This window comes from Priestia sp. FSL P4-0332 (genome assembly GCF_038005845.1).
Classification (GTDB): Bacteria; Bacillota; Bacilli; order Bacillales; family Bacillaceae_H; genus Priestia.
In genome coordinates this window covers 522,935-540,630 of sequence record NZ_JBBOUA010000001.1, presented here as the reverse complement: position 1 = coordinate 540,630, position 17,696 = coordinate 522,935, and the positions used below count along the sequence as shown (strand labels likewise).

At 38.2% G+C, this 17,696-nt stretch carries 23 protein-coding genes and 1 riboswitch; of the genes, 11 read left to right on the top strand and 12 right to left on the bottom strand.

Annotated elements, in window-relative coordinates:
- The first annotated feature begins 1 nt into the window (after position 1).
- The 5 genes from MKY06_RS02875 (at position 2) to MKY06_RS02855 (ending at position 4,965) form a co-directional block, all read left to right on the top strand.
- A complete protein-coding gene (locus MKY06_RS02875; protein ID WP_029320765.1) occupies positions 2-1,351 on the top strand; it encodes a YheC/YheD family endospore coat-associated protein in 1,350 nt (449 codons plus the stop codon).
- Positions 1,348-2,508 (top strand): YheC/YheD family endospore coat-associated protein, encoded by a 1,161-nt coding sequence (locus MKY06_RS02870; RefSeq protein ID WP_098288041.1) that lies wholly within the window; start codon positions 1,348-1,350, stop codon positions 2,506-2,508. Before MKY06_RS02875 ends, MKY06_RS02870 begins: the two co-directional genes overlap by 4 nt.
- Before the next feature lie 66 nt (positions 2,509-2,574).
- On the top strand, positions 2,575-2,784 hold the full coding sequence (locus tag MKY06_RS02865; protein ID WP_013055294.1) for a YheE family protein: 210 nt from the start codon (positions 2,575-2,577) through the stop codon (positions 2,782-2,784).
- A gap of 29 nt (positions 2,785-2,813) precedes the next feature.
- Positions 2,814-3,716 (top strand): PucR family transcriptional regulator, encoded by a 903-nt coding sequence (locus MKY06_RS02860; RefSeq protein WP_098288040.1) that lies wholly within the window; start codon positions 2,814-2,816, stop codon positions 3,714-3,716.
- A 139-nt stretch (positions 3,717-3,855) separates the two neighbouring features.
- A complete protein-coding gene (locus MKY06_RS02855; RefSeq protein WP_013055292.1) occupies positions 3,856-4,965 on the top strand; it encodes an ABC transporter ATP-binding protein in 1,110 nt (369 codons plus the stop codon).
- A 24-nt stretch (positions 4,966-4,989) separates the two neighbouring features.
- Here MKY06_RS02855 and MKY06_RS02850 read toward each other — a convergent pair whose 3' ends face one another.
- Positions 4,990-5,154 (bottom strand): hypothetical protein, encoded by a 165-nt coding sequence (locus MKY06_RS02850; protein ID WP_013055291.1) that lies wholly within the window; start codon positions 5,152-5,154, stop codon positions 4,990-4,992.
- 370 nt (positions 5,155-5,524) lie between these two features.
- Between MKY06_RS02850 and MKY06_RS02845 the strand changes: the two genes are divergently transcribed.
- The gene (locus MKY06_RS02845; protein ID WP_013055290.1) at positions 5,525-5,743 is read left to right on the top strand and encodes an alpha/beta-type small acid-soluble spore protein; all 219 of its coding nucleotides are present in this window, start codon (positions 5,525-5,527) and stop codon (positions 5,741-5,743) included.
- A gap of 65 nt (positions 5,744-5,808) precedes the next feature.
- Here MKY06_RS02845 and MKY06_RS02840 read toward each other — a convergent pair whose 3' ends face one another.
- Positions 5,809-7,074: a hemolysin family protein gene (locus MKY06_RS02840; RefSeq protein ID WP_013055289.1), complete on the bottom strand. Its 1,266-nt coding sequence runs from the start codon at positions 7,072-7,074 to the stop codon at positions 5,809-5,811.
- Between the two features lie 185 nt (positions 7,075-7,259).
- On the opposite strand from MKY06_RS02840, the gene MKY06_RS02835 reads away from it, so the two are divergent.
- Positions 7,260-7,880: an NAD(P)-dependent oxidoreductase gene (locus MKY06_RS02835; RefSeq protein WP_057274982.1), complete on the top strand. Its 621-nt coding sequence runs from the start codon at positions 7,260-7,262 to the stop codon at positions 7,878-7,880.
- A 38-nt stretch (positions 7,881-7,918) separates the two neighbouring features.
- On the opposite strand, the gene MKY06_RS02830 is transcribed toward MKY06_RS02835, so the two are convergent.
- On the bottom strand, positions 7,919-8,116 hold the full coding sequence (locus MKY06_RS02830) for a hypothetical protein (protein ID WP_029320754.1): 198 nt from the start codon (positions 8,114-8,116) through the stop codon (positions 7,919-7,921).
- Between the two features lie 181 nt (positions 8,117-8,297).
- Here MKY06_RS02830 and gpmA point away from each other — a divergent pair, with 181 nt between their 5' ends.
- Positions 8,298-9,023, top strand: a complete 726-nt coding sequence (gpmA, locus tag MKY06_RS02825) for a 2,3-diphosphoglycerate-dependent phosphoglycerate mutase (RefSeq protein WP_013055286.1) — start codon at positions 8,298-8,300, stop codon at positions 9,021-9,023.
- 31 nt (positions 9,024-9,054) lie between these two features.
- Here gpmA and thiD read toward each other — a convergent pair whose 3' ends face one another.
- The 9 genes from thiD to MKY06_RS02780 all read right to left on the bottom strand — a co-directional run bounded on the left by thiD (position 9,055) and on the right by MKY06_RS02780 (position 15,047).
- Positions 9,055-9,864: a bifunctional hydroxymethylpyrimidine kinase/phosphomethylpyrimidine kinase gene (gene thiD, locus MKY06_RS02820; protein WP_013055285.1), complete on the bottom strand. Its 810-nt coding sequence runs from the start codon at positions 9,862-9,864 to the stop codon at positions 9,055-9,057.
- Between the two features lie 22 nt (positions 9,865-9,886).
- Positions 9,887-10,906 carry a thiazole biosynthesis adenylyltransferase ThiF gene (locus MKY06_RS02815; RefSeq protein ID WP_013055284.1) on the bottom strand — a complete coding sequence of 340 codons (1,020 nt, stop codon included), beginning with the start codon at positions 10,904-10,906 and terminating at the stop codon, positions 9,887-9,889.
- Positions 10,903-11,670 (bottom strand): thiazole synthase, encoded by a 768-nt coding sequence (locus MKY06_RS02810; protein WP_013055283.1) that lies wholly within the window; start codon positions 11,668-11,670, stop codon positions 10,903-10,905. Before MKY06_RS02810 ends, MKY06_RS02815 begins: the two co-directional genes overlap by 4 nt.
- Positions 11,671-11,675: 5 nt before the next feature.
- Entirely contained in the window at positions 11,676-11,879 is a 204-nt protein-coding gene (gene thiS / locus MKY06_RS02805) for a sulfur carrier protein ThiS (RefSeq protein WP_013055282.1), read from the bottom strand.
- Positions 11,876-13,003, bottom strand: a complete 1,128-nt coding sequence (gene thiO, locus MKY06_RS02800; RefSeq protein ID WP_218812885.1) for a glycine oxidase ThiO — start codon at positions 13,001-13,003, stop codon at positions 11,876-11,878. Before thiO ends, thiS begins: the two co-directional genes overlap by 4 nt.
- Positions 12,987-13,610 (bottom strand): thiamine phosphate synthase, encoded by a 624-nt coding sequence (locus MKY06_RS02795; RefSeq protein WP_013055280.1) that lies wholly within the window; start codon positions 13,608-13,610, stop codon positions 12,987-12,989. The genes thiO and MKY06_RS02795 overlap by 17 nt, the downstream gene beginning before the upstream one ends.
- A gap of 121 nt (positions 13,611-13,731) precedes the next feature.
- A riboswitch (TPP riboswitch) is annotated at positions 13,732-13,833 on the bottom strand.
- A gap of 162 nt (positions 13,834-13,995) precedes the next feature.
- Positions 13,996-14,211 carry a hypothetical protein gene (locus tag MKY06_RS02790; RefSeq protein WP_013055279.1) on the bottom strand — a complete coding sequence of 72 codons (216 nt, stop codon included), beginning with the start codon at positions 14,209-14,211 and terminating at the stop codon, positions 13,996-13,998.
- Between the two features lie 47 nt (positions 14,212-14,258).
- Positions 14,259-14,648 carry a fluoride efflux transporter CrcB gene (crcB, locus tag MKY06_RS02785; protein WP_218812884.1) on the bottom strand — a complete coding sequence of 130 codons (390 nt, stop codon included), beginning with the start codon at positions 14,646-14,648 and terminating at the stop codon, positions 14,259-14,261.
- Entirely contained in the window at positions 14,649-15,047 is a 399-nt protein-coding gene (locus MKY06_RS02780; protein ID WP_098239927.1) for a fluoride efflux transporter FluC, read from the bottom strand.
- A 341-nt stretch (positions 15,048-15,388) separates the two neighbouring features.
- Here MKY06_RS02780 and MKY06_RS02775 point away from each other — a divergent pair, with 341 nt between their 5' ends.
- Genes MKY06_RS02775 through MKY06_RS02765 form a run of 3 tightly spaced genes read left to right on the top strand, consistent with a single transcriptional unit; the run spans position 15,389 to position 17,663 of the window.
- Positions 15,389-16,210: an amino acid ABC transporter substrate-binding protein gene (locus MKY06_RS02775; RefSeq protein WP_013055276.1), complete on the top strand. Its 822-nt coding sequence runs from the start codon at positions 15,389-15,391 to the stop codon at positions 16,208-16,210.
- Positions 16,194-16,898: an amino acid ABC transporter permease gene (locus tag MKY06_RS02770; RefSeq protein ID WP_013055275.1), complete on the top strand. Its 705-nt coding sequence runs from the start codon at positions 16,194-16,196 to the stop codon at positions 16,896-16,898. The genes MKY06_RS02775 and MKY06_RS02770 overlap by 17 nt, the downstream gene beginning before the upstream one ends.
- 30 nt (positions 16,899-16,928) lie before the next feature.
- Positions 16,929-17,663, top strand: a complete 735-nt coding sequence (locus MKY06_RS02765) for an amino acid ABC transporter ATP-binding protein (RefSeq protein WP_013055274.1) — start codon at positions 16,929-16,931, stop codon at positions 17,661-17,663.
- The last annotated feature ends 33 nt before the right edge of the window (positions 17,664-17,696 follow it).

Genomic DNA, 17,696 nt, shown 5'->3' with positions numbered 1-17,696 from the left:
TATGAAAAAAACTCTTACTCGCCTTGTTGTAGTAGAGCAGCTAGGCTGCGATCTTTCTGTTCCTGCATCTCTTTACAAAGACTCCTTGAAACAAGCAGCTTTTGGAACAATGACAGCTCCATGCCTTATACAATCTTCAGAACGTGAAGAAATTCAGATTTCAGCTGAGCTAATGACAAAACTTCAAATTCCTTTCGCCCATATGATGCAACCTATTATTGTGAATGAGACCATTCACTTAGGACCTTTAATCGGTGTGTTATCCGCTGGTTTTACTGGTTCTCTGCTGCGGCCAATTGGAAAGCGTTCCCTTCACTTAGCTAAACTTCTTTCTACTGCAAGTATAACAGGGGGACTGCCTTTTATTTTTGGAACTCATCATATCAACTGGGAAACCGGGACCATAAACGGCTATTTTTATGAAAAAAGCGGCTGGACACAGCATGAAATCCCGCTTCCTAACGTTGTATATAATCGTTTGCCAAATCGAAAAACAGAGGGGTTAGCTCCTTTTAAGTTCATTAAAGAAAAGATGATGACTGATTACGGCATTCCATTTTTTAATCCTGATTTTTTCAACAAGTGGGAAATTCATGAGCTTTTAAAACTGAACGAGCAGACAGCCTATTTGTTACCTTACACAGTTGAAAGTCCTTCGTGTGAGCAAATAAAAAAACTTCTGCTTCTTCATCAAACCGTTTATTTAAAACCGAAAAACGGAAGCTTAGGCCGGGGCATTTATACCCTATCTTTTAAGGATTCCATGTACACGCTGACTTACAAAGGAGAAAAAGGTCTTCATGTTCAAGAAAAAGAAACCTTAGAGGATCTATTATCAGAATTTGAATATTTACTTACTAATCCCTCCTACATTGCTCAGCAAGGTATTTCATTAATCAAAAAAGAAAAGCGCTGTGTAGACTTTCGCGTGCATACGAATAAAGACGGGAATAACCAATGGGTGCTTACTGCTTTAGCTGCTAAAGTAGCCGGTCCCAACAGCATCACTACGCATCTTGATTACGGCGGAGAAATTGAAGCTACAGCCAAAATATTCACCAACCCTTCTTACAAGAAAGAAATTGAAAATAAGCTAAAAGATGCCGCTATCTCAATTAGTCATGTGCTTGAACAGGAGTTGAACGGATTAATTGGAGAGCTTGGATTCGATTTTGGAGTGGATTATCAAGGAAATGTATGGCTGTTTGAAGCTAACTCTAAGCCCGGTCGCTCTATTTTTTCACACCCTGCCTTACGAAAAGCAGATCAACAAACTAGAAAACTTTCTCTAGAATATGCGATTTACTTATCTGGATACTATCTAAATACACCTGAAGGCATCAGCATATGATTACAATTTACTATCACAAAGAAAAGCAGCAGTGGTTTCATCATAACCCTTCAGCATCTTACACATGGGGAGTTCAAGAAATTGAACTTCCCTTTACTCAAAACATTTCTTCTACTCAAGCTTTTCTTCGTTTAAAAGGAGAAAAAGTCGGTCCTATTGTGGGAGTTTTAACGAACAAAGCTGTTTTGGAAAAACTGAATGTAAAACAGCGCCCTTTATTAGAACTCTTACATCATACCCTGCAAGAAAAAGGCGGGCTTCTTGCTTTATTCGCTGAAGAAACAATGTCTCATCACTTCTTTGAAGGGTATTGCTTTGACAGTGCAAAAAAGCAGTGGATCAAAACAACTTTACCGCTGCCAAACGTTATATATAATCGTTATCCAGGAAGAAAATCAGAAATCAAGAAGCTGACATCTTTACATCAAAAAATTAAAGGCAAGCACATCCCATTTTTTAATTCCGCTTTTTTTTCAAAATGGAAAGTATATCAATTATTTTCAAAAGATCCACTACTATCTTCTCACCTTCCTAAAACCTATCGTTTAACACCAGAAATTGATATTGCTAAGCTTCTACAAAAACACTCTTCCCTTTACTTTAAGCCTATTAACAGCAGTAAAGGTGCTGGAATTTTTCGATTATCTTCCCATAAGCATACGATTATTTACCAAGATCATAAACGCAAAGAAGAATTTTCTTCTTTAAAAGCAATTGACCTTCCCAGGTCTGCTTATCTCATTCAAGAAGCGATTGAGACGCAACCATTCAAAGACAGGCGCTATGACTTACGTATTTTAGCGCATCACAAAGATAGCCGATATGTTATTAGCGGCGTCGGTATTCGACATAGTCCCTATCAATCCATTACAACACATACTTTAAACGGCGGAAGCATTTCACCTTTTCAAGATCTTGAAGATGAAGTAGATACTTCCTTTCTTTCGTCTTTTGTAAATACGTGCGGGCAAGTCCTTCAAAAGTCCTTCCCTCTAGTTGAAGAATTTTCTCTTGATATGGCAAAGTCAGCTCAAGGGCAGTATTATTTGTTTGAAGTGAATGCAAAACCGATGATTTTTGATGAAACAGATATTCAAATGCAAGGTGCTAAACACATATGCAACATATTTTACAAATTAACAAAATTTTTAGATTAAATGATTTTTCATCTCCTTTTCTCATGGTAAGCTTATAATAACTAATTGAGAAAGGAGATTTTCTTTATGGTTTCACACTTTCAGGTTAAACCACTGTATCAAAATAATCGAATGCCGGGCTGGCACATCTCGTTTTATATGAATCGGGTTTATTATGAGGCTGATTATTTAAAAGATGGACAAATTGTATGGAAAACTGCGCTTTCTAATCAAATAGATGAAACACAATTAATTGATTATATTCATGAGCTTATGCTTTTTCACGTTTATGAATAGTAAGCTTTCACCGAAGGGAACGAGCACAGATGAAACAGCTGCACACACTATTTGGGGATAAAATGATTAAGGCTAAAATCCCTTCTCAATTTGAACGTTACAAATGGTTTTCATGTGATGAAGGCTTCATTGGAATTGAACACACGGCTTTATCTCAAAAAGAGCAGGCGTTACTTTCTGCTTTTTTAACTCCTTATGATGAGAAAGTTTCTTTACTGACGCCAGAGCAATTGTATTGGTCAAACCTGTTATTTGAAGCACCTGAAAAAGTCATTCACTCTCATCATACGCACCATTCTTTTCGCTTCACCCAGTTTTTAATTAAACGTTTGTTTGAACAAAAAATAGAGTTTGAAAATGCGATTCACGCCTTGTATTCTACCTCTGTTACTGTGCTGTGGATTGATAAACAATCAGGTATCGTTATCGAAACCTTTGATGATCCTAATGACTTAACTGAAAATTTATCAGATTCTATCGAGGTGCTATGTCATGATTTTGAAACTTCGATTCAGTTCTTTGAAGGACAAATTCACTTTTTTCCGTCTTCACCGCGATTAATTTTTGAGCGTGAAAAGAAATGGTTTTATCAAATTAAGCATACAGTCGAACAAAACCATGTTATCCATTTTACCGACGTTTTACCCCATTTGGTTCTGCAAGAGTCTTCAGAGGCAATCCAAAATCATATGATACATTTACTTGACTTAGTAAAAGATGATGGAGATCTTTTAGAAACGATTAAAGTTTATTTAGAATGTAATTTAAACGTATCTCTTGCTGCTAAGAAATTGTACATGCATCGCAACAGCTTGCAGTATAGAATTGAGAAGTTTATTGATCGCACACACCTTGATATCAAACACTTCACAGGAGCTGTGTCTGCTTACTTAGCCATTCTTGCTTTAAAAAATTCGCAAGATGGAAAATAAAAAGAAAGGGTTTTCGTAAATAGTGCACGAAAACTCTTTCTTTTTTTTGTGCATGTTTCCCATTTACCGTTTCATTAAAAAAAATTACACTAGAGTTAAGAAAACGGTTTCACAGAGTACATACAAGGGGGAAATGGAAATGGCTGAATTACGTTTAGAACATATTTATAAAATGTATGATAAAGATGTGACGGCGGTAAAAGATTTTAACCTTCACATTCAAGATAAAGAATTTATTGTATTTGTTGGGCCTTCCGGCTGCGGGAAATCCACAACGCTTCGTATGGTTGCAGGGCTAGAGGAAATTTCAAAAGGTGATTTTTATATTGACAGCAAGCGTGTAAATGACGTTGCTCCAAAAGATCGCGATATTGCAATGGTATTCCAAAACTACGCATTGTATCCGCATATGAGCGTATATGACAACATGGCTTTTGGCTTAAAACTTCGTAAATTACCAAAAGATGAAATCGACCGCCGCGTAAAAGATGCCGCTCGTATTTTAGGACTTGAGCAATATTTAGAGCGCAAACCAAAAGCATTATCCGGCGGACAGCGTCAGCGTGTAGCTCTAGGTCGTGCAATCGTTCGTGATGCTAAAGTCTTCTTAATGGACGAACCTTTATCAAACTTAGACGCGAAATTACGTGTGCAAATGCGCTCTGAAATTGCGAAGCTTCACCAGCGTTTGGGTACAACGACAATTTACGTAACGCATGACCAAACCGAAGCAATGACAATGGCTTCTCGTTTAGTTGTTATGAAAGATGGGATTATCCAGCAGGTTGGTACACCAAAAGAAGTATATGAAAAACCTGAAAATGTATTTGTAGGCGGGTTTATTGGTTCTCCTGCTATGAACTTCTTAACCGGAACGTTAAAAGACGGAAAGGTTCAAGTAGGAGATTCTCTTCTTGCAGTTCCGGAAGGTAAAATGAAAATACTTCGCGAGCAAGGATATTTAAACAAACAAATTATTTTAGGCATCCGTCCTGAAGATTTCCATGATGAGCCTGTATTTATTGAATCTTCACCTGGCACAAAAGTTACAATCAAAGTCGATGTATCCGAGTTAATGGGAGCTGAAACCATGCTTTATTCTAAACTTGGCGGACAAGATTTTGTAGCACGCGTAGATTCAAGAACAGATATTAAACCGCTTCAGTCTCTAGACTTAGCATTAGATATGAACAAAGCGCATTTCTTTGATGCAGAATCTGAACAGCGCATCCGTGCTGAACACGAATAAAAAAAGACCCCTAGGGGTCTTTTTTTATTCCTGTATTTGCTTCAATTCTTCACTGTGACAAGTAGAGCAGTAAAAGAGATGAATACATTGGTGATTTGCTAAATCACTAGGATACCCATTTTCTACTTTTAACTGATCGATTTCCATGTAAGCACTGTAATCATCAAAATAATCGCTGACTTTTCCCATATCTCCCAGCACTCCTCCACATGTTTTGCACGTCATTTGTACATCACTAAACCCATTACATAAGGAACAAATCGACATCCGCACACCTCGCTTTACCTGATCAATATGTACCTATAATATGCACGGAATAAAACTCTCTTACTCTTTATCAAACCCCACACAAAATTTCTATAAATTACCAATAAATTTCTATGTATATGTTTTTTTCCCTTTCGCCATAATACTAGTAACAACCGAGCACAACAGCTCGCAAACATTGAGTTACGCCGCAGTAGGCAAGCAGATCTAATCGATGCATCTGCTCGGCTGGTTCAACTCCAGCTAACTCAACCATTACAATCTATTTTATCTAACGAGGAGATGAATACACATGGCAAATTATCAAAACGCATCAAACAGAAATTCATCAAACAAGTTAGTAGCGCCTGGTGCTCAAGCTGCTATCGATCAAATGAAGTTCGAAATCGCTAGTGAGTTTGGTGTAAACTTAGGACCAGATGCAACAGCTCGTGCGAACGGATCTGTTGGTGGCGAAATCACAAAACGTTTAGTACAATTAGCTGAGCAAAACCTAGGCGGCAAGTACTAATATTAACTAATTTCATATTATGGCTTTAGCGCTCCAAGATTTCTTGGAGCGCTTTCTAGTTTCTTTTAATCAGCTTCCTCATTCTTATTCGCAAATGATTTTACGGAAACTTTGCGAATACGTCGATTTTCTACTTCCTTAATGGTAAACAATATCTCTTCATATGAGAAAAAGTCTCCTTTAGCAGGAATATGATCAAACTGCTCATATATCCATCCCCCTAAGGTATGGCACGTACTGTCAGGAGAACTAACCGCTATATAGGTTAAAAATTCATCAATAGGGATGTCGGCGTTAAATTCGTACTCCTTTTCTCCTATCCGGTGTACATACTTAACAGCTTCATCATGTTCATCCCAAATCTCTCCTACAATTTCTTCTAATATATCCTCTAAGGTCACAAGACCGGCCGTTCCCCCAAACTCATCAACTACAATTGCCATGTGAACCTTACTTTTTTGGAGCTCTGGCAATAGAACAGATATTTTCATGGATTCTACTACAAAAATAGGTTGTCTCAACAAATCACGAATAGAAATCTTTTTTCTTTGGACTAAACAGGTTAAAAATTCTCTTTCTGATAAAATGCCAATAATATTATCAATATGATCTTCATATACAGGCACTCTCGAATATCTCTCTTCAAGAAACATTTGACAAACCGAATCAATATCGGCATTTACGTCAACTGCTGTGACATCTATTCTAGGTTTTAAAATTTGCCCCACCACAATGTCATTAAAATTGAGTGAACGATGAACTAGCTCTTTTTCAATATTATTAATCGTTCCTTCTTCTTCGCTTAAATCTACCATCACTTTAATTTCATCTTCTGTAATCGTTGGTGTAGGAGCAGACGCTAACAAGTGAGAAGTTCCTTTTTTTACCTGTAAAAATAAGAAGGAAATCGGGGTTAACAATTTAATAATAATAAATAACAAGGAAGAAATCATCAGCGCAAAAGATTCGGCATGCTCTTTAGCTAACGATTTTGGCAAGACTTCACCAAAAATCAAAATGATGATGGTCATAACGATGATACTAATCACAAGTGCCAGGTTTCCTTTAAACATATCGAGGGCAATTTTAGCTGCCAAAGAGGACGCAGCAATGTTTACGACAATATTTCCTACTAAAATTGTCGATAGCGTCTGCTCAAAGTGTTCAGCAATATGCAGCGCTTTTTTACTTCCCCGATATTTTTTCTCAGCGTAATGTTTTAAACGAATTTTATTTACGCTTGAAAAGGCTGTCTCAGCAGATGAAAAGAAAGCTGATAACATAAGCAAAACGACTAATATCATCATTTGATTCAGAGGCAAGTCTCCCAAAAGACATTCACTCTCCTATTTTTTTGATTTTTCTGTCTTTTTATCATATCAAATTTTTTTGTTGTTGAATATTTCATTCATCAACTTTGTATTACTTTATGCTACGCATGCTTTTTATTATGAATAAGTATACAGATTGTATATCCTAAAGAATAGATACTATCTTTTATAGAGGGGTGTAGCCAATGAAAATTTTACTATTAGGCTCTACAGGGCGAGTTGGACAGTCTTTATTAAAAATGATGCTAAAAGATGAAAACGACGTTACTGTACTTGTTAGAGACCGCACTAAGCTACAGGTTAGTCATCCAAACCTACATATCTTACAAGGCGATGTACTTCATCAAGAAAATATCAACTTTGCCCTCAAGCACCAAGATATCGTAGTCAGCGCGTTAAATACAGATGGTGCAGAGACGATTTCAAAAAGTATGCCGCTTATTATAAACAGCATGAAGTATTACGGCGTTCATCGTATTCTTACTATTGGAACTGCAGGCATCTTACAATCACGAACAGAACCAGAAAAGTATCGTTTTCAATCAAATGAATCAAAGCGTAAAACGACCAGAGCAGCAGAAGATCATTTAAAAGGATACTTACACTTGAAGGAAAGTGATCTAAACTGGACGGTTATATGCCCAACATACTTGCCTGAGGGTGAAATAACAGGCACGTATCGAGTGGAAAAAGATATTTTACCAGCTGATGCCGTTAAAATTTCAACGGGAGATACCGCTCACTTTACCTACCATGAGATATGGGCTCAAAAATTTTCCAAATGCCGCGTTGGAATTGCTTATTGAAAAACCAGGAGAACTTTTCGTTTTCAAAACGAGAAGTTCTACATCCAGAAAATACCAATTATAGCTAATCCACCTAGAACAAAACCCCCTATTTGACCAACGAGAGCCGGTGTCAAAACAGGCTTTCCTTTTTCTTTCTCTAATGTGCTAATATCAAGCTTCATCTGATACATTTCTTCTTTTAAATCTTCAATCTGGCTGTGCAACGCTTGAATCTGACGTTCTTGGTCACTCATCGACTATCTTCCCTTCCCTTTTTTATTTTTATCATATGCGTAAAAAAGTTAAAGCTTTACTTTTCAGCATCACTTTTTCTAAATGATAAAAACTCCTTTCCCCGGCTTTAGGATAAAAAACTCTTTCCTTCTCATAATAAAAAAGAATAGAGTCCTTAGTCACTGTTGAAAGGAGAACACGATGATAAAACTTGTGTTGATTCGGCACGGACAAAGCGTGTGGAATCTGGAAAATAAATTTACAGGCTGGACGGATGTAGATCTTTCTAAAAATGGATTGCAAGAAGCGCGAGAAGCTGGAAAAGTGCTAAAGAAAAACGAATATACTTTTGATATTGCCTATACTTCTGTTTTAAAACGATCCATTCGCACTCTATGGATTGTCTTACATCAAATGGACTTCATGTGGATTCCCATATACAAATCTTGGAGGTTGAATGAACGGCACTACGGAGCTCTTCAAGGTTTAAACAAAGAAGAAACCGCAAAAAAATTTGGAGAAGAGCAAGTACATTTGTGGAGAAGGTCGATGAACGAACGCCCTCCTGCTTTAAAGACAACAGATATTCGCTATGAAGCTTCCAACCCTAAGTATAAGGAATTAGCTAAGGGACAATTTCCTGTAACGGAAAACTTAGCCGATACAGAAAAGCGGGTTCTAGAATATTGGAACGAAACTATTGCTCCTTCTATTAAAGCTGGCAAAAAGGTTATTATTTCCGCTCACGGTAATACGATTAGAGCTCTGATGCAGTATTTGGATAACATTTCGCCTGATGGCATTGCGAACTTGAATATTCCCACAAGCGTGCCGCTTGTTTATGAGCTTGATGATAATTTAAAGCCCCTTAGACATTATTATTTAGGCATCGATGGAGAGATTCCTACACATATTCCTTCTTCATAAAAAACGTGCCTAGATTGTAGGCACGTTTTTTTTATATGTTTGAACGAAAGTATTTTCTATACGCCCAGTGATTAGTAGGACCGTGTCCGGAACCAATTTCAAGCGTATGCTTAATCGCATAGTGAACAAAATCCGAAGCGGTTTGAACTGCTTCAACCACGCTTTTACCTTTCGCTAATTCAGCCGTGACGCAAGCAGCAAACGTGCATCCCGTTCCGTGTGTATGCTTTGTATTCATCTTTTCATGCGTGATTTCAACGTACTTATGACCATCATACACTATATCAATCATATCTTGATGAGATTGATCATGTCCGCCTTTAATTACCACGTGCTTTACACCTAGCTCATGCATCTGTTTTGCCGCTTCTTTTCGGTCTTCAATCGTGTGAATTTCTTTACCCGTGATGACTTCCGCCTCCGGTATGTTCGGCGTAATGACTTCACAAAGAGGCAATAATTCTTTTAGAGCCTGTACAGCTTCTCTTTGAAGAAGAGACTGACCGCCTTTTGCAATCATAACGGGATCAACTACAACATTTTGCAGTCCGTACTGTTTGATTTTACGAGCCACTGCGTAAATAATATCAGCACTGAACAACATACCTGTCTTCACTGCATTAGGAAATAAGTCAGTGGCAATTGAATCTAACTGCGTTTCAACTGCTTCTACTGCTAAAGGATAAACTCCTTGAACGCCAACTGTATTTTGTGCAGTCACAGCTGTAATAACAGACATGCCAAAAACGTCACGCTCTTGAAATGTTTTTAAATCTGCTTGAATGCCTGCTCCTCCACCGCTGTCTGATCCAGCAATGGTTAATGCTTTTGGTACTGTCATGCCTGAAACCTCCATCTCTTTCTTACCCAATATACCGATGATAAAGTGACTTTGCCTCTACTATATCGTTTGTTCCATGGACAAAGACGCGTCCATCTTGAAACATCACTAAACGGTAATCATCTACATAAAAAGAAAGCAGATACGGATTTTGTTCAATTTTATATCCTTTTTCTTTTAATCGTTCACCTAAAGACTGCAGCGGCTGCTTGGCTGATTTGCCCGGACGGATTTGTACCGTGTTTCTTCCGCATAGCACAGCTGTTTTCGTTTGATTTTCATATTGTAAAAAGGGATACGTTTGTTCACTGCCGCATGAGCGGCAAGCAGATTTGCGAAACACGTTCACATTGATGCTCGTATACTCATTTTTCCATACGTCAAACGAAACAAGTTCCCTCCTGAGCGCATTCCAGTCTCCGACTAATATTTTTAACACTTCTGTTACTTGATGAGCGACTACCATTTGTACAGCAGGACTAATAATCCCCACTGTATCACATGTTAACCCTCCAAGCGGTACAGATTCAAGCAAACAGGATAAACACGGTGTTTCACTTGGTATGATAGTATAACTAATTCCATAACTTCCTACACATGCTCCGTAAATCCAAGGAATATCATATTTTTGTGATAAATCATTCATTACAAGGCGTGTGTCAAAATTATCGGTTGCATCAATCATAACATCTACCCCCTCAACAAGCTGTTCTAAAACTTGAGGGGTACCGTCTGCTACGTGCGCTTCTACTTTTACATCATGATTAATATCGTGAAGCCGTTTTTTAGCGGCAATTGCTTTTGGAATTCTTTTATCAGCATCTTTTTCACTATACAATTGCTGCCGCTGAAGGTTGCTCCACTCTACATAGTCCCGGTCAATGAGCGTTATTTTCTTTACCCCCGCTCGCGCAAGGGCCTCGGCGTTCCCTGTTCCAAGAGCGCCTGCTCCTACAATCAGAACATGCTTTTCTTGAATTTGCTGCTGCCCGCCTTTTCCAATAGGTTGAAACAATTCTTGGCGGGAATAACGATTAATCAACCGATACTCATCCCTTCTGTTGGACTGCTTGCCGTTGCATATTGTTTCTTTTCAATACGTCCTGCTTCAAATGCTGCTCGTCCTGCTTCAATCGCTAGCTTCATAGCACGAGCCATTTTCACAGGATCTTTTGCTCCTGAAACAGCTGTATTTAATAACACACCATCTGCTCCTAGCTCCATAGCTTGAGCTGCGTCTGAAGCCGTTCCAATACCTGCATCTACAATTACTGGAACAGTTGATTGTTCAATGATAAAACGCATGTTCAACGGATTAATAATACCTTGACCTGAACCGATAGGCGAAGCTCCTGGCATAATGGCATGTACGCCTAACTCCTCTAAACGACGCGCAAGTAAAACATCATCTGATGTGTAAGGTAAAACGGTAAAGCCCTCTTTTAACAGTTCTTCACTGGCTTTTAATGTTTCAACTGGATCAGGAAGCAGCGTTTTATCACATCCAATTACTTCTACTTTCACCATGTCACAAAGTCCAGAAGCCTTTGCTAATTTAGCAATACGTACGGCCTCTTCTGCATTTTTTGCTCCAGCAGTGTTAGGCAAAAGAGTGAAACGCTTCACATCAAGCGCTTCTAATAAATTAGGCTGATTTTGATCAAAAATATCCATTCGTCTCACAGCAAATGTTAAAATTTCTGTTTCTGACTCTTCTACCGCTTGACGCTGAGTCGTAAAGTCCGGAAATTTCCCTGTTCCTAATAGTAAACGTGAATTAAATGTATATTGTCCAATTTTTAACATACTCTTCATCCTCCTCCGACAAATGAAACAACTTCTAATATATCGCCATCTTTTAAGCATGCATCGCTATGTTCTTCTTTTTGCAAAATGTTCTTGTTTAGCTCAACAATTACCACTCGTTCATGCAGGTTCTGAGCCTGCAACAAGTGCTCGACCGTTTCAATTTCATCTCCAAAAGTAACGGTCTTACCATTAATGATTAGATTCAATGAACTTCCTCCATTACTCTTGTTAGCTGAAATGATGTAAAAAATGAATGATTCGGCTTTTTCCCTAACAAAGCATCAGCCATAATTTTTCCAGTTGCAGCACTTAATAAAATACCGTTTCGGTAGTGGCCAAACGCCATGTGTAGATTCGCTATTTCAGGATGCTCTCCTAAATAAGGCCAGCCATCATTTGTTTGCGGACGAAGACCAGCCCATGCTTTTTCAAATGTGGCTTCTTTAATAGCCGGCAGAAGCGCAGAAGCTTTATTCAGCAAAAATTGAATACCTTGTGCAGAAACCGTCTTGGTAAAATCATGCTGTAGCTTAGTTGCCCCGATTACGATTCTTCCACCAGTCTTAGGCACTAAGTAAAAACCTTCATCTAAAAAAATCGTTTTAGAAAGCAGCGGCTTATGACTTTGAAGAGCAATACACTCCCCTTTTACGGGAAACACCTGACCTACATGTTCAGAAGAAATAAAGCGTTTAGCCCATGAGCCTGCTGCAATAACTACTTTTTCTCCATAAAAAGAGCCTTTGGACGTCTGTACACCTTTTACTGTTTTATTTTCCATAATAAGAGAATGAACGTCACAGTATTCGAATACATCTGCTCCGTGATACAAGGCTCCATGAGCAAGAGCTTGCGTTAACTTAGCCGGAGCTAGCTGGCCGTCTCCCGGTATTGTAATGGCTCCGTATATGTCTGGAGAGAGCCCGGGTTCTAACAAACGCGCTTCTTTTACATCGATCCATCTTACATGTTCATCCCACCGGTGGTGCTGAGCGGCTTTTTTCTTTAATACGTGTGCATCTTCTTCTGTTACAGCGACTTTTAATAAGCCTTTTTGAATGAGCTCTACATCGATGGCCGTTTTTTCTTTTAGTTCCTTCACCAGTTCAGGAAACATGCTTCTGCTCTTAATAGCAAGGTCTAAAAGAGGACCTTCTTCATCAATTTCAGCTTGAGCACCTAAAATACCAGCGGCTGCACTTGAAGCTTCACAACCAATTTGATTGCGTTCAAGAATAGCTACTGACACTCCTTGTTTTGACAAATGATAAGCGATAGAAGAGCTGATTATACCTCCTCCGATTAACAGTACATCATAATGCTGCTTCATTTTCTCCACCTCCAGATGTCCATATATGAGAATATTGTTTAATCGCTTTGAGGGGATCTTGCGCAAGCATGACACCAGACATCACAGCTATACCGTGTGCTCCTGTTTGAAGCACCTCTTTGGCATTTACAGGTGTAATTCCTCCAATGGCAATAACCGGTATCTGCACAGCGTCTACTACTTCTTTTAGTGCTGCTATCCCTCGACTTTTTAATCCTTTTTTTGAATGTGTTGAATAAATATGTCCGTATAGAATGTAGTGAGCACCATCTTTTTCAGCTTCTAAAGCCTCTTCCACAGAGTGAACTGATTTTCCGACAATAAGAGAAGGAAATGCGTCTATAACAACCGAAACGTCTAAACTATGATAGGCAAGCTGTACGCCTTTTGCTTTTAAAGCATGCGCTACATCAACTCGGTCATTCAAAATAATTTTAGAGCGACAAAATGGCAGGCTTTCTAGTAAACATTGAATCTGCTTTGCCGTTTTCTCTTTTTCTCTAATATGAACGGCGCCCGCAAAAGGCGCGATAGCCGTTAAAATTTTTTGAAGCTCTTCGATTGGCTGCTTATCTGTTGTAATGACATGAAATTTAGGAATATCCACATGATCGAAACCTTTCTATTCAGAATAAAGAGAAATTTCAATCACCTCATCTTGTGTAGAGGGTTTTATTACATACAAAAAACCACTCTACAACGTAGAGTGGTTAGCATGCATCGTTATGTAAACATGATCACCACTTCCCTACGCTGGTCCAAACCAGATCAGGTTCAAAGGGTCCGAAATACATTCGTCTCAGCTTCAAAAAGCTCCCCTAGTGATTGCTATTTATTGATTTTGTTTTCGCACTTAAAATTATAACACAACTAGATGTAAATACAATATCTCTTTATGCTCTTACGGCTCTCTTCCTTTTATAGATGTATCTTTTAAGCTTCTTTAGTAAGTAAGAGGCCCGGCGCACCGCATCATTCTGCTTTTTATATGGTTAGTAATCGGTATAGTCGTCAAATTCTTCTTTGTCTTTTTCCTTTTTCCGATCCCATATAAACAGCAGGAGTAACATAATAAAAGTTAGAATATAAAAACCGTAAAAAATAAATGCCGCGACAACATTTATAAATAAAAATAAAAAACCGATGATCTGACCTGCAACAGCTACAATCAACAAAATGTATTTCCAAACTTCTGCTTTTCTATCCATTCTCTACTTCTCCGTCTTTTTGTTTTTCCCTACTAGAAACGTTCTCTTTACTTAAATAAAAACGTTCCTGCCAGTAAACCGACTGTAAATAAACCAACTGTTCCAAATGCTGAAATCCCCACATACGCCAACACTTTTCGATAAGATTTTTCTCGAATTAACTGTACGGTTTCCACACTGAACGTTGAAAAAGTGGTAAAGGCACCAAAAAAACCAATGCCAATCATTAAAAATATTGAATCATCATAAGCATGACTCGGAACCTTTCCATAATAACTACCGTAAAAAAGACCAAGGCCAAACGCACCGAGCAAGTTTACAAACAGCATTGATACTGGAAAAGGAGGGTTTGAAACTATTTTTGTAACTTTTAAACCCAAAAGATAACGGCATATCCCTCCAGCTGCCCCGCCAAGTGCCAAGCTCACTATGCTCATTTACTTCACCTCATGTACTTTCACTAAATTTCCCCCTGCCGCTTCACCGCATAGATAGCCTGCTAAAGCAAGAAGGATTCCACCTACTAAAGAGGCAATTACATAAATGGCTCCCCAAAATAAATGGTGCTGAGTGAGAGAAATGACATCTCCTGCAAACGTTGAATACGTTGTAAAACCGCCGCACACGCCAACTCCTAGTCCAAGCTTTATCCATTCTTTTGGCTTTTTCCACACAAAAAATCCTGTTAATAGGCCTAGTATGAAGCTTCCTAATAGGTTTTCAATTACCGTTCCTATTGGATAGCCCGTGTATAATAAGGAAAGATTCAGCAAATAACGTGCATATGTACCAGCGATAGCACCAAAGGCAATTGAGATTAAGTTTATGGCTTTCATCATATCGCTCCGTTTCATAAATTCTTCTTTAAGTGTACCATAAGGAATTTATTTCTACCTTAACATTTAACTATATGTTTATTGCACCAAAAGTCATGAAAAAATGAAAGAGAAAATCGTCGCATGAAACTTCCTTTTTACTCCTCAAATCTCCCTTAAAAATCCACTTAATCCAAATTTTAAAATCTTTCTGTATCCTTATAACAAACCGTGTATAGAAGGTATATTTCCCTTATTTTAAGTCACATTAATCGTATAAGTTTTTTTTGTTGACTTTTGCTGTGTTCTTGTTTAGTATCACAGAGTATCATTTCCTATCAGAATACTAGGGGGTTTAGAAAATGAAGAAATTTGCTGCACTTTTGTCGCTACTATTAGCTTTCACAGTTGTGCTTGCCGCATGCGGTTCTAGCTCAAAAAATGAAGCAAACAATGGAGACAATAAATCTTCACAAGGGGATTTATATAATAAAGTGAAAAAAGATGGTGTATTAACAATTGGAACTGAAGGTACATACCCTCCGTTCACTTTTCATGATGACAAACAAAAGCTAACTGGGTTTGATGTAGAATTGGCTCAAGAAGTAGCTAAACGTCTTGGCGTAAAAGCTGAGTTCAAAGAAACACAGTGGGATGGCATGTTTGCCGGATTAGATGCTAAACGCTTTGACATGATTGCTAATGAAGTGGGTATTCGTGAAGATCGTCAAAAGAAATACGATTTCTCTGACCCATACATCCAGTCAGGCGCTGTATTAATTGTTCGTAAAGACGAAAAAGATATCAAATCATTTAAAGATTTAAAAGGAAAAAAATCAGCGCAGTCATTAACAAGTAACTATAAAGACATGGCTCAATCTTATGGTGCAAACATTACGAGTGCTGAAGGTTTTGCTCAAGCAGTAGAACTAATGAGCGCAAACCGTGTTGATGCTACAATCAACGATAAATTATCGTTCCTTGACTATAAGAAAAAGCACCCTAACGCACCTATCAAAATCGCGGATGAAAAATCCGATGGTGCTGCAAGCGGCTTTATGTTTAGAAAAGACAGCGGTAAGTTAGTGGATGAAGTAAACAAAGCATTGAAAGATATGAAAAAAGACGGAACATACGCAAAAATTTCTAAGAAATGGTTTGGCGAAGATGTTTCTCCTAAATAATATTTTTCCTGATGGAGAGCGATTGAATCAATTGATTTCAATCGCTCAATCATCTCTCCTACCAATGCTAAAGGGAGCTATTCAATATTCTATTCCACTAACATTAATCACGTTTGTACTCGGTATCATTTTAGCTGTCTTAACAGCCTTGGCTCGTTTATCATCTATAAAAGTTTTAAATATAATTGCGCGCATCTATGTATCGATTATTCGAGGTACACCGCTGCTTGTGCAATTATTTATTATTTTCTACGGCTTACCCAATTTAGATATAACAATTGATCCATTTATCTCTGCTATTATTGGATTTTCATTAAGTGTAGGTGCGTATGCATCTGAAATTATCCGAGCAGCGATTCAATCTATTCCTAAAGGACAGTGGGAAGCTGGTTACTCACTTGGTATGACCTATTCCCAAGCGTTAAGACGGATTATTTTACCGCAAGCAGCACGTGTATCGATTCCGCCATTATCTAACTCTTTTATTAGCCTTATTAAAGATACGTCACTTGCATCGCTCATTCTTGTTTCTGAGATGTTCCGTAAAGCTCAAGAAATTGCTTCGACTAACTATGAATTTTTACTTCTTTATAGTGAGGCAGCGCTCTTGTACTGGATTATGTGCACAATCTTATCCATTATCCAAGGACGCATTGAAATAAGACTAGATCGTTACGTATCTAAATAACCGTTTCGAGTAGCTAAAGGAGTTTTTCATATGATTAATATCAAAAATTTGCATAAATCATTCGGTGATTTGCAAGTATTAAAAGGAATTGATTTAAAAGTTGAACAGGGCAAGGTAATTGTATTGATTGGTCCTTCTGGATCGGGTAAAACTACTTTTTTACGTTGCTTAAATCTTTTAGAAATCCCAACAGACGGCACGATTGAACTTGATAAAAAAAGCATGAATTTCACCAAACCTGTTCGTAAAAAAGACATTACTTCATTTCGAAGCCTAACAGGTATGGTCTTTCAAAACTATAACTTGTTTCCTCATAAAAGTGCGCTTGAAAATGTTATGGAAGGTCCTGTAATTGTAAAAGGCGTTTCTACTCAAGAAGCAGAAAAAAGAGGGAAAGAATTATTAACACGAGTTGGCTTAGGAGACAAGCTTGACTTTTATCCTTTCCAACTATCAGGCGGACAACAACAGCGTGTTGGCATCGCCAGAGCAATGGCGATGGACCCAAAAGTTATGCTGTTTGATGAGCCTACTTCAGCTCTTGATCCTGAGCTTGTAGGAGACGTTCTTCAAGCGATGAAAGACTTAGCAAAAGAAGGAATGACGATGGTGGTGGTAACTCACGAAATGCGCTTTGCCCGTGAAGTAGCGGATGAAGTTATTTTTATGGATCAAGGTGTCATTATGGAAAGAGGTACACCGGATCAAATATTTTCAAATCCTCAACAAGAGCGGACACGTCAATTCTTGAATATGATTCATTAAAAAGGTTGCACACTTTCATGTGCAACCTTTTTC